Below are 11,643 nucleotides of genomic sequence, written 5' to 3'. Positions count from 1 at the left end.
TCCTCCCATGCCTAACTTTGTCTATCTAATTGATTTGGCTTTTTACTCCGATTTTTTTGGCATACCAAGCGGTTACGATCGGAACGAGAATAGCGGTTACGATGACGCAGGATGCAACGAGTGCCGTAGCCGAAGGTACGAGCGGCGCATAGGCGGCATTTGCAGCGGCGACAGCGGCCGGTACGCCCGCGGCGTTACCTGCTGTAGAAGCTGCCGAAATGCCGGCAATCCCGTTTCCGCCGATCAAGCGGTCCGTCAGAATCAAGGTAATACCGGTCACAGCAACGACAGCTATACCCAGCAAGACGCCGAGGAATCCGGCTTTCCATACTGTCTGAAGATTAAGACCCGCTCCTAAAGCGAAGGCGAAGAACGGCACCAGAACAGGAACGGCTTTGGACAGAAACTCACGCATGTCTTTATCCAAGTTACCGAGGATCATCCCAACGACCAGCGGCAGAATCGCCCCGACGAACGTTTGCCACGGGAATGCGGCGAGCCCTGCAATACCAAGTGAAATCATCGTAAAGAACGGTCCGGATTCCAAGCTCATAACCGAGTAGGCGCCGACGTCCTCTTTCTTGCCGAACTGACCCATAAGCGCCATGTACAAACCGCCGTTCGTATCATTCATAGCTGAAACGATCGCAAGTACGGAAAGGCCTGCGAAGAAACCTTCGCTAATCATACCGTTGCCCAAAAATTTGGCTGCGACGAAACCGACGATAATTGCGGTCAATATTTTGGTGCCGAGCAGCGTGCCGCCTTTCTTCAAAATATACGGTGTCGCTTTGAAATTAATCGTTGAACCCATACAGACATAAAACACGGCCAGAATCGGCAAAGAGCCGGTCATTAACGCGCCTGTGAAGGAGCCGAATGTTTTCCCCATCGTCGGGAATAACGTCGTTATGATCGCCCCAAGGATCAGCGGCACAATCATCATGCCTCCGGGAATACGATCTATCGCTGCTTTAATTCTCATGGTGTGCTTCCTCCTAAGAAGATGATATTGAGCCATCATTTAGTTGCAATTTGCAACAATCCACTTCATCATTGCTCATGTATTGATTATATGACAGCGTTCACCAGAGGACAACGGGGCATATCGTTTAAATTTGCAACACATCTTTCAACTTTCGCCAAAGTGTCGATCGGTTGATCCCCAACCGCTTCGCCGCTTTCGATTGATTCATTCCTTCTTTCTCCAAAATTTGCAGAAGGATCCGCTGTTCAATCTCATCCCAGGTTCCCGACAAATTGACCTTTGCGTGGTGCCCGGACGTTTCTGATTGCAGCGACTCCTTCACCTTCTGCCAACCCTCTTGAGCTTCTTTCGTCCCCACATAATGTCCGTTCGTACTTGCCAGCATGCTTTCGATAACGAGCTTCAATTGATGGATATTACCGGGCCAAAGCTTATGCATCAGATCGTCCTCCAGAACCTCCGGACGGATGCCCACAATCTGTTTGCCATGCCGGGAGTTATAACCTGCGATAAGGACGCGCGCAATTTCAGCTATATCTTCCAACCGTTCGCGAAGCGGCGGCAGACTTACGTAATGGTCCATGAAAGCAAGCACAAAATCTTGATCCATCTCTTCCTTCTTCAACATCAGCTTGATCGGATGAGGCGATGTTACGATAAGCCGCGCGTGCATGCCCTGCTTCATGGCTTCGAGCAGCTTGCGCTGCAAGGACGGGTTGACATGCTGAACATGATCCAGGCAAATCGTTCCAACCGATTCTTTGAACAGCAGCCCCGGATAGATGTCTGTCCCCAGCAGCACCGCAGTCTGCTCTTCTTGAGACAATTGGTCGCACGGCAGGATGTACAGTTCGTCTCCCGAGAAGGGGCTTGCGGAATGAATCGCTTGGCTAAACAATTGTTTGCCGCTGCCCTCTTCACCCGAGATCCAAATCGCTTCCTTGGTTTGCGACAATGCTTTGGCCCGCTTGATGGATTGAAGAATGACGGAGCTGGAACCCATAATTTGCGCAAAAGTCGCGATACGATCGGTAACCTGGAAATTGTATGTAGCGGGATTGTTCGTGTTAGCTTCGGCCGCGTACAAATATACGAAATAGCGGTAGCTGGCTGCCGGCATCTCAGGCGGTACGATGATTTCAATGCTCACCTGCTTTTTCTGAAACCATCTCGTTTGCTGCTTGGCGGATTGAGTATTCGTTCTCGCCGCTTCCTCGAGGTAGCGGGACCAGATCGGGTCAATCCGGGTGAGATTCATGCCGCGAATGACGGCACTATGGTACCCGAGCAGCGCGGCCGCGGCTTCGTTGGCATATCGAATGACCCCCTCTTCGCTTACGGCCATGACGCCTGTCCGGTGATGCTGCAGGATGTGTTCGAATAGATGCTCACTCTCCTGGGCTTTCCATACGACCTCGAAAATCCGCTTGACTTCTTCCAGCGCCTCAAGCACCGACTCCTGTCCGCTCGTGATGAGAATCCCGTTATAGCCCATCTCCTCAGCCGTATGGACGGTGACGACATCGCCAAGCACAATCTGCACGCCATTCTCAAAAGCTTGCTTAAGCGCTTGCGGAACATCCGCCGCTCGTTCTATCGAATAAATAGGTATTTCGTAATCGAGCAGGCTGGATACTTCTTGGGCGCCGCGGCAGATGTTCGGAAACCCGATGATCGCAACCTTGCTGTTCGAATTTCTCACTAAAGTCAGAACGCGTAAAATATCGTAGCCGGAAACGGGAATATCGACGACTGGCGTTGTGAATTGATTGCGAATGAGCGTGGACGTTCCGCCCCGGCTTAGAATGATGTCATACTTGCCGCTCTCGGCCTGAACAATCGGAATCGCATTATGAAGATCCGCAACTTCAACATGAAGCTGAATCCGCTCATCTTCTTTCACGAGCTCCTCGAGCATCCCCCTCAAACCCGGGTATGGCGCAATGGCTAATACTTTAATTTGCATCGATATCACCTTCCGTCATGGTTCGGTCACCTAAATGTGTTGCACATTACAACAATATATAATAATTCTCCTTATTATAGCCAATGCCTGTGCGATATACGATATTATGCAACAAAAAAAGAGAGTGCCTCGTTAAGCACTCTCCGTCGCTGTTATACTTTGAATTTGTCAATCAGCGCTTGCAAGTCTTCGGCCATCCGCGTCAACGCATTCGCAGAATCAGTGATTTCTTCCATCGACGCAAGCTGCTCTTCCGTAATTCCGGCAACATCTCTTATGGTAAGTGCCGTCTCTTCCGAGATCTGCGATACGTCGCTCATCGCGTTAACAACGATTGCCGTGCTCTCCGCCATTTGCTGGGATATTGCAGAGGTTGCATGGATTTGACGGACGACCTCATCGATGGAAACGGCAATTTCGTTGAAGGACCCGCCGGCCATATTGACAACGCTGACGCCTTCTTGAACCTGCTCGGTCACCGCCTGCATATTGGCGATTGTCGTATCTGTCTCCTGCCGCATCGCGGAGATCAGGTCGGAAATCTGTTTCGCCGATTCCGAAGATTGTTCGGCCAAACGGCGAATCTCATGAGAAACGACGGCGAAGCCCCGGCCGTGCTCGCCCGCTCTTGCAGCCTCAATGGCAGCGTTAAGCGCCAGCAAATTCGTTTGGTTGGCAATGCCTGTGATGACATCGATAATGTTGACAATTTCCGTAGAACGCTCACCCAATCCCTCGATGACATGACCAAGCTCATCAACACCTGCGCCGATGGCTTGCATTTGGTCGACGGCCCGCTGAATCGATTCATTCCCCGCCTCGGCGCGGGCTTTCGCATGAAGCGCTGAGGACGAGGCCTGCTCGGCATTGTGCGAGATTGTGGTGACGTTGCTCTCCATTTCACCGATCGCTTGCCGCGTGCTTTCCGTGCTGCTCGCCTGTTGGCCCGTTCCGTTAGCAGCCTCCTGCATTTTCACGGCAATCTGTTCGCTCGAGGCCGCACTCTGCTCCGAGCTGGATGCCAGCTGCTGCGCGGATGCCGACAATTGAACGGCGTTCTCGCTTACTTGATAGAGGACTGACCGGAGCGATTGCGACATCTCATTGAAACTGTTTCCTAGAACGCCAAGCTCGTCCCGTCTGCGGATGGCGATCTGCTCAGTCAGGTCGCCGTCACTGATACTTCGGGAAAGCCGGATCATCTGCTGCAGCGGACTTATGATCGATCGCAGAATCCACAATAGGAGTACCGCGCCCACTATCAAAGCGCAGACGAAAACCAGCAATGTTCGGTGCAGAATAGGAGCCGCTTCTTCGGCTACCTCTCTGTCGTACATCGTTCCGGCAATTTTCCACCCGGTCAGCTCATTCGTCACATAGGTCATCTTCTTCATGTTATTGTCCTTCACATAGGAGAAATAACCCGATGCCGAGCTGTAAATTCGCCTCGTCTCTTCATTGTCAGGCGCGTTCGTTCCGGCCGCTTCCGTCGGATGAACGATGTACTTGTGATCCTTGTCCATCAGATAGACATAGCCTTCCTTCCCGATTTTGACGCTGCGCGTAATCTCCGCAAGCTGCTCAATACTGACATTGACCGCCGTAACGCCTTGGCCGTCTTTCGTTGCTTGCGCGACGGTCACGACGAGCTGATTGGACGATTTGGATACATAAGGCGCGGTCACAATCGTTTCATTTTTGTGCGCCATCGCTTCCTGGTACCAAGGTCGCTTCCTTGCATCATAGTCCGGCGGATTCTTGAACGTATCGGGTGCGTTCATGAACAATCCCGACTCCGTACCGACATAGACTTGTTCGATTTCCGGATGAACCTTCTTGTAATTCTCAAGCTGGGTCCGAACCGGAGGACTACTTCCAATATTGCCTCCATCTAAGGAAATCATCCCGCGAAGCTCCAAATTTTGTGCTAAGCCCGCGACGTCAAGCTGCTTGGCCGTAATGAATTGGTTGAATACGTTGTTCAACAATGCGACATTGGACCCCGCCGCCCTGACCATTTGATCGTCGACTTTGCTTTTGGCTGTATTATACGAGCTCCAGGCGATCATCAACGTCGGGACGGTCAGTACAAGAAGAAAAGCGAGGATAAGCCTGTTTTTAACGGATAATAAAGTCCCTTTGGCTTTAGGTTGGTCGTGGTCCGATACATGTTTCGTTTTTCGTCTCATGGTAGTCTCCTCTCGCTGTGCGATTCATACAACTAGATAATATAGTACAGCTTACAGAATGTGTAAATGATAATCGTTGCATTTTTAATGTCGTTTTGGGGAGGAATTCCAATAATGTATGCAGACGCTTACGTATGTTGCAATTAGCAGCACAATTATTCGGATGTGCCATGAGAATAACCAATACGTTCCGCCTTAGGTCAACTTAAGCGAATAGCTTTATAACATATGCCTGTGTGTGTTCGAAAAATCAGATACATTCTCGTTGAAGACGGCCAAAATCCATAGATCTATATGAATAATTGCATATAATTCTACTTTTGGCCGTAATTCTGGTTTTTTTATTCGAAAAATCATATACATGTGGGCATAGCAAGCGAGGAAGAGACGTGGCTGCATAGGGGTACAAATAGAAACAGATGGCCCCATGGGGCCATCTGTTTTTTTCGACGAAAGTATGGATTATTTACTCCAAAACGGAGATTGTATTTACACTAGAATCGATTTCCAGGAAGCTTCCAGCGTTTGCTGTATTTGCATGTCGTTGAGCGGATATTTGTTCACGTAGTAGCCTTTGACGATGGCTGTAATGACCCCGTGTATGATGGAATTGCAGATGTTGATATCCATTTCCCGGATGATCCCGTTACGCTGGCCTTCCTTAAGCAGCGACAATATCGCTTCTCGGGAAGCACTGTCGTCTTCCAATTTGCGCAGTTCCGGCGTGATGCATGGAGAATAGGAATAGGAGTCGATAAAGCGGAAGTGCTTGGGATAGGCAAGGGCGAATCGAATTCTGTTCGTCTGTAAGCATTTAAAACGCTCGTACAAGCTTAATTCGGCATTATAATTCATCATCAAGTTATCACCGAGCAGCTTGCGGCATTGCCGGTAAAGCTCATGAACCAATTCTTCCTTGTTGCTGAAATAATTGAAGACAGTACCCGAGCCCACATTCGCCCTTTTCATGATTTTGGCAAACGTCACGGACTGCAGTCCTTCTTCATCGATTAAGTCCAACGTCGCATTCAAAATATCTTCACGTTTACTCATTGTTCACACCTCGTTACATTCAACTTTAGTATGTGCAAAGGGGAACGTCAAGCATTCGGAATATTTAATCTAAATTTTACTATATTTTCGGTTGAATTCGTGCGAATCGCGCTGGTTTCTGTATAAATCAGCACTATCTTTGGATTATTCACTCCAAAAAGTTGTTGACTTCAACTGCAACTGGCCTTATGATGGGTTGGAATAAACATTCCAAACACAGAAAGGACGTCCTGCATATGTCTTCAACCGTTACCGAAACAATCGCACGAACCGTATCCTCCAAGCTCGTGCTCGCCATCATACTTGCCTGTCAGTTGATAATTATTTTGGACGGCTCGATCGTCATCACCTCGCTGCCAGAAATCGGCCGTACCCTGCATCTGTCAGCCACCGACTTATCATGGGTGCAAAATGCTTACTCGCTGACGTTCGGCGGATTCCTGCTGCTCGGAGCGCGCGCCGGCGATTTGCTGGGACGCAGACGCGTCTTCATAGCCGGCGTCGGCTTCTTCACGCTGGCCTCTTTGCTGGCCGGATTCGCGCATACCTCAGAGCTGCTGCTGATCGCGCGTGCCATTCAAGGGCTCGCCGCGGCATTCGCCGCACCTTCGACGCTTTCCCTTCTCATGGTCTCCTTCCCGGAAGGCCGGGAGCGGACGCGCGCCATCTCGCTCTATAGCGCCATATCCGGTGCCGGCGGAAGCGTCGGACTCGTCCTCGGGGGCATCTTAACCGATACGATTTCTTGGCGCTGGGGGATGTTCATTAATGTTCCCATCGGTTTGGCGCTCATTCTGCTCGCTCCCCGCTATCTGCAGGAAACGCCGCGCCGCAACGGTCGTTTTGACCTCCTCGGCGCCGGCACGTCGACGCTTGGGATGACCGGGCTCGTCTATGGCTTCGCACGTGCAGCCGCCGCCGGTTGGAGCGATGCCGGCACAATCGCTTCTTTCGCAGCCGGCATTCTGCTGCTCAGCTGGTTCGTCCGGATTGAGAAGCGCGCGGAACAACCCATTACGCCGCTTCGCTTGTTCGCCAGCCGCGAACGCTCCGGCGCTTATCTGGCCCGGTTGCTGTTCGTCGGCGGCATGTCCGCGATGTTCTTCTTTCTGACGCAATATGTGCAAGGCGTTTTGAACTTTAGCGCGATTGGCGCCGGGATCGCCTTCCTGCCGATGACTGGCGTCATGTTCGGCATGGTTTATGCCGTACCGGGTCTGCTGAAACGCTTCGGCAGCAGCAGGGTGCTGATCGGTGGCGTACTCGTCGCAATAGTCGGTATGATCTGGATAAGCCGCATTACCGTGGACACCGCTTATTTCCCGAACATCGCGATTCCTTTGATCATTCTGGGTATTGGCGCAGGGGTTGTCTTCATTCCCCTTACTTCATCCGGCATTGCCGGTGTTGCGCCGAACGAAGCCGGCGCTGCATCGGGTCTCGTCAATGTCGCCCATCAGATGGGAGCATCGCTGGGGCTGGGTATCTTGATTACGGTATTCGAATCTGCATCGCATATGGCTGCCGGCGGTGCCGCAAAGAACGATCAAGCCTTTGTGCTAGCTCATGGAGCTGCCGCGGCCATCACGGGTTCGGCTATTTTCCTTACGTTAGCGCTGGCTGCCATCCTTGTGCTCATTAACAGAAAGAACGTACCAAGAGCTAATCTTCGCACGAAGGAATCTATCGCTGGAACTATACAAAAACCCGCTCAATAAGCGGGTTTTTCTTGCGCAAGTGAAACAACTCGCGATCAATTTTAACCTAAACGAACCAAGCTAATGTCTCTTAAATACGTAAGATCCATGTTTTATGTAGTTATTTTTTGATAAATATTGAGTATTGGTGACGTATAATCATCCCATTTATTTGTATCGTTGACGGAAACCCAAGCAATTTCAATAATATCTTTATTCGCTTCATTTTCTGAATCAAGAAACATTTCCCCGCCATTAATCCTCGCTAGATAAGTATATTTATCATCCGTACAGTTCAATAGTTTTAAGATAATAACATCATAGCCTGTTTCTTCTTTCACTTCTCTTATGCATGCTTCTTCAGGAGTTTCCCCATCCTCAATGCTCCCGCCAGGAAAATTCCATACGATATCACCACGTTCGACATACTGTTGAACCATAAGAACTTTATCATCCTTAATAATTAACGCTTCTGAAATCATGTCTGCCTTTTCCCTTCGCATAAAATAAACATGTATTACATCTTTTGAATGGAGATGAGTGTATGGCGATATTGTTTAGCATTGTTCTTTGGTTATTTGGTCTTTTCATCTTATATTTAGTTATCCAATCAGCGATTGACAATTCACGGATGAAATCCGAACTCACTGAAATAAAGACCATTCTGCAAGAGATACAAAAACAGGGCTTCAAACAAGCCCATCCATTCAATCATCAAGAGGTTCGTGCAGTATCGGAGAAAAACGATAGGGAAGCTGCAGAATCTTATATGGAAACCTGCCCGGCCTGTCGTTGTGAAATTACTGAAAATGATAAGTTTTGCCCAGCTTGTGAGTTAAAGTTGCGGGACTAGATGAAGATGAAATCCTTATGAATACAAAAATCCTGCCGCCGCGAAGGACAGCAGGATTGTATTCTACTCAACGCTATCACCGTATTATCCAGAAAAAATCAATATGTATATCATCGCTGGCTAAAAAAACGGTATCGATTGATAAATCAAACTCTTGTCAAACTTAGTCTTCCAATTCCACGTTATGATAAACTTGCTGCACATCTTCCAAATCTTCCAAAGCATCGATCAGCTTATCGAACAGCTTCTGCCCGTCTTCCGGCAGCGTTACGTTGTTCTGCGCCAGCATCGTCACTTCGGCAACGGCGAACTCGCTGATGCCGGCTTGCTTGAACGCCTCTTGCACGGCGTGGAACTCCTCCGGATCGGCATACACCATCACCATCTCATCCTCTTCGACGATGTCGCGAACGTTCACATCCGCTTCCAGCAAAATTTCCATGACTTCATCCATGCTCTTGCCTTCCAGACCGATCACCGCTGTCGGATCGAACATGTAAGCCACCGAGCCGCTGACGCCCATATTGCCGCCGTTTTTGCTGAATGCCGCGCGTACCGCTGGCGCCGTACGGTTCACGTTATTCGTCAAGGCATCGACGATAACCATCGACCCGTTCGGTCCGAAGCCCTCGTAACGAAGCTCCTCGTAGATTTCATCGGAGCTGCCTTTGGCTTTATCGATGGCGCGATCGATAATCGCTTTCGGCACGTTATACGTTTTGGCCCGTTCAAGGACAACTTTCAGCGCACGATTCGCTTCCGGATCCGGTTCGCCCTTCCGTGCCGCTACATAAATTTCAAGTCCGAACTTGGCGTAAATCCGGCTTGTATTTGCATCTTTGGAAGCTTTCTTTTCTTTAATGTTATTCCACTTACGGCCCACGATTGATCCCACTTTCTATAGTTAGTTCATTTTATATAATAACCGATTTTCATCCGAAATGGAAAATATTCATCTAGTCATAAAACAAAAGCCTTCATCCCGTCTCGATAGACAGAACTCAGGCTGATGTTAATTCAAGAATTTCGTCGTCTCCAGCCGAATACTCGGACATGTACAATACCTTTAGTTAACCAATGGGTTATAACATAAATAAGGATGAAGAGCAGGATAAGCGGTTTGAACAAAAACCAGGCGATGATCCATGCGATCCAGATCTGCCATTTGTTCATTTTATTGATCATCTTGCCCGGCCATAAACAAATGCGGTAAAGCACATACCGGCGCTGCAGCGACTCCAAATATTCATCCTGAAATTGCTTGGACTCCGGGTTCAATCGAATGGCGTTGCGCATATAGGTCTCCTGCAGGTCATAGTCCCCGCGCCGGGACGCCGCCCAAGCCAGATACAACAGAACCGTCGAGGACTCCGCGTCTTCCCGGATCGCCGCGCGGTCCAATCGCCGGGATTCGGCATCGTTCCCCAGCAGCGCTTCCACATAACTGAGGGTGGCCAAGTAAAGGGGCGTCTCCGGCTGGAGCTCAAGCGCTTGCAGCAACTGTTCCTTGGCCTCTTTGAATTTGCCCTTCTTATTGAACTTGTTGGCATTCAAGAAATAATAGTGCGCTTCATACGGATCGATGCGCAGCGCTTGCTGCAGAGCTTCGTCGAATTCGGCGTCACGCTGAGTCTCATAAAAGACGGCAACCCGCACATACCAAGCGATTTCATGCTCAGGCTCGCGAGTGAGCGCCTCTTGGGCCCAATGCAGCGCATGCTTATATTCACTCATATGCAAATAAATGCGCGCACACAGCGCATAGGCGTCGTGATCCTCCGGATCCATGCGCAGCACTTTCTCAACTTCGGTCAATGCTTCTTTGTATCGCTTCCATTGTATCAATTGATGGGCCGCAGCGTAGGCGGTCCCGGAAGATGATCGTTCCAAGCCTGATCCTCCCATCCCGCTACTTGATGCCGTGTTTCTTAGCGTAATCCAGCACGATTTGATAATCCCGGTTCACGTCGCTGAAGGTGGCATAATTTTTGGCGGTTGCGAACCATTCCAACGTCGTAGCTTTTCGGCTTTTCGCAGCGGCTCTTAAATCCTCTTGCCGGATCGGCTGAATGTCGCCGGTTTCGAACGTTCGCTCCATCGCACAATCGATGGCATCCTTCACAACCTGTTCCAAGTCAGCGCCGGAAAATAAGCGGGTATCCCCTGCAAGCTTGGCCAGATTGAGCGCTTCAGCCGGTTTCCCTGCCAGCTTCAGCTGCAGGATGGTCTGACGCTCGGTCTCCTCCGGCGGCGGCACGAAGACGAGATGATTAAAACGGCCCGGACGTCTTAAAGCGGAGTCCAGGTACCACGGCGTGTTCGTAGCCCCGATGACGAAGACATTGTCGTTGTTGGACTGCAGACCGTCGAGCTCCAGCAGCAGCTGATTGACAAGCATCCGGTCGTGATGCTGCCTCATCAGATGGCGGCTTCCGCCCATCGCATCCAATTCATCGATGAAAATGACACAGGGCTTGTTCTCACGAGCCTTCTGGAAAATATCGTGCAAATTATGTTCGCTTTGGCCAACATACATGGACAGAATCGCCTGGAGCTCAATATGCATGAAATTGGCGTCGATTTCGCCGGCTACCGCTCGCGCCAGGAACGTTTTTCCGCAGCCTGGCGGTCCGAACAGGAGCAAGCTCCCGCCGGCTTCCTTGCCATAGGCCTTGAACACTTCGGGCTGCTGCAGCGGAAGGATGAAATTCAGACGAATCTTCTTCTTGACTTCCTCCAAGCCGCCGACATCGGCGAACGTAACCTCCGGCTTCTCCGATTCAACCAAGGTGTGGTCATCTTTATTAAATTGAATCAATTTTAATTTCTTGCGCCGTCTTTCATTCAGTTCATCGTGATCTGACATCGGTCTCCTCCTTCTCCCAATGGGTTTATTT

At 50.0% G+C, this 11,643-nt stretch carries 10 protein-coding genes; 2 read left to right on the top strand and 8 right to left on the bottom strand.

Translation table 11 applies throughout. The features are described from left to right. Positions 1–25 precede the first annotated feature (25 nt). From PUT07_RS14120 to PUT07_RS14105, 4 genes are all read right to left on the bottom strand, one after another. Positions 26–985 (bottom strand): 2-keto-3-deoxygluconate permease, encoded by a 960-nt coding sequence (locus tag PUT07_RS14120; RefSeq protein WP_274468753.1) that lies wholly within the window; start codon positions 983–985, stop codon positions 26–28. Positions 986–1,112: 127 nt separating this feature from the next. Further along, positions 1,113–2,954, bottom strand: coding sequence for a sigma-54-dependent Fis family transcriptional regulator (locus tag PUT07_RS14115; RefSeq protein ID WP_274468751.1), 1,842 nt, complete (start codon positions 2,952–2,954; stop codon positions 1,113–1,115). A 152-nt stretch (positions 2,955–3,106) separates the two neighbouring features. Next, positions 3,107–5,143 carry a methyl-accepting chemotaxis protein gene (locus PUT07_RS14110; RefSeq protein WP_274468750.1) on the bottom strand — a complete coding sequence of 679 codons (2,037 nt, stop codon included), beginning with the start codon at positions 5,141–5,143 and terminating at the stop codon, positions 3,107–3,109. 489 nt (positions 5,144–5,632) lie between these two features. Then, positions 5,633–6,196: a TetR/AcrR family transcriptional regulator gene (locus tag PUT07_RS14105; protein WP_274468749.1), complete on the bottom strand. Its 564-nt coding sequence runs from the start codon at positions 6,194–6,196 to the stop codon at positions 5,633–5,635. Between the two features lie 236 nt (positions 6,197–6,432). On the opposite strand from PUT07_RS14105, the gene PUT07_RS14100 reads away from it, so the two are divergent. After that, the gene (locus tag PUT07_RS14100; RefSeq protein WP_274468747.1) at positions 6,433–7,914 is read left to right on the top strand and encodes an MFS transporter; all 1,482 of its coding nucleotides are present in this window, start codon (positions 6,433–6,435) and stop codon (positions 7,912–7,914) included. A 92-nt stretch (positions 7,915–8,006) separates the two neighbouring features. Here PUT07_RS14100 and PUT07_RS14095 read toward each other — a convergent pair whose 3' ends face one another. Continuing rightward, a complete protein-coding gene (locus PUT07_RS14095; protein ID WP_274468746.1) occupies positions 8,007–8,375 on the bottom strand; it encodes an NUDIX hydrolase in 369 nt (122 codons plus the stop codon). Positions 8,376–8,437: 62 nt separating this feature from the next. Here PUT07_RS14095 and PUT07_RS14090 point away from each other — a divergent pair, with 62 nt between their 5' ends. Beyond that, entirely contained in the window at positions 8,438–8,746 is a 309-nt protein-coding gene (locus PUT07_RS14090) for a hypothetical protein (RefSeq protein WP_274468745.1), read from the top strand. A gap of 163 nt (positions 8,747–8,909) precedes the next feature. On the opposite strand, the gene PUT07_RS14085 is transcribed toward PUT07_RS14090, so the two are convergent. The 3 genes from PUT07_RS14085 to PUT07_RS14075 all read right to left on the bottom strand — a co-directional run bounded on the left by PUT07_RS14085 (position 8,910) and on the right by PUT07_RS14075 (position 11,612). Next, on the bottom strand, positions 8,910–9,629 hold the full coding sequence (locus tag PUT07_RS14085; protein WP_274468744.1) for a YebC/PmpR family DNA-binding transcriptional regulator: 720 nt from the start codon (positions 9,627–9,629) through the stop codon (positions 8,910–8,912). Positions 9,630–9,763: 134 nt separating this feature from the next. Continuing rightward, positions 9,764–10,636: a tetratricopeptide repeat protein gene (locus PUT07_RS14080; protein ID WP_274468743.1), complete on the bottom strand. Its 873-nt coding sequence runs from the start codon at positions 10,634–10,636 to the stop codon at positions 9,764–9,766. 19 nt (positions 10,637–10,655) lie between these two features. Then, a complete protein-coding gene (locus tag PUT07_RS14075) occupies positions 10,656–11,612 on the bottom strand; it encodes an ATP-binding protein (protein ID WP_274468742.1) in 957 nt (318 codons plus the stop codon). Between the last annotated feature and the right edge of the window lie 31 nt (positions 11,613–11,643).

Origin of the sequence: Paenibacillus sp. MAHUQ-63, from assembly GCF_028765165.1 — a bacterium.
Taxonomy (GTDB): domain Bacteria; phylum Bacillota; class Bacilli; order Paenibacillales; family NBRC-103111; genus Paenibacillus_E.
This window is presented reverse-complemented; position numbering and strand designations above follow the sequence as displayed.

Bases quoted from the DNA above. Each gene is read 5' to 3' on its own strand.
- PUT07_RS14120 (WP_274468753.1), bottom strand. From the start codon at position 985: ATGAGAATTAAAGCAGCGATAGATCGTATTCCCGGAGGCATGATGATT.
- PUT07_RS14115 (WP_274468751.1), bottom strand. From the start codon at position 2,954: ATGCAAATTAAAGTATTAGCCATTGCGCCATACCCGGGTTTGAGGGGG.
- PUT07_RS14110 (WP_274468750.1), bottom strand. From the start codon at position 5,143: ATGAGACGAAAAACGAAACATGTATCGGACCACGACCAACCTAAAGCC.
- PUT07_RS14105 (WP_274468749.1), bottom strand. From the start codon at position 6,196: ATGAGTAAACGTGAAGATATTTTGAATGCGACGTTGGACTTAATCGAT.
- PUT07_RS14100 (WP_274468747.1), top strand. From the start codon at position 6,433: ATGTCTTCAACCGTTACCGAAACAATCGCACGAACCGTATCCTCCAAG.
- PUT07_RS14095 (WP_274468746.1), bottom strand. From the start codon at position 8,375: ATGATTTCAGAAGCGTTAATTATTAAGGATGATAAAGTTCTTATGGTT.
- PUT07_RS14090 (WP_274468745.1), top strand. From the start codon at position 8,438: ATGGCGATATTGTTTAGCATTGTTCTTTGGTTATTTGGTCTTTTCATC.
- PUT07_RS14075 (WP_274468742.1), bottom strand. From the start codon at position 11,612: ATGTCAGATCACGATGAACTGAATGAAAGACGGCGCAAGAAATTAAAA.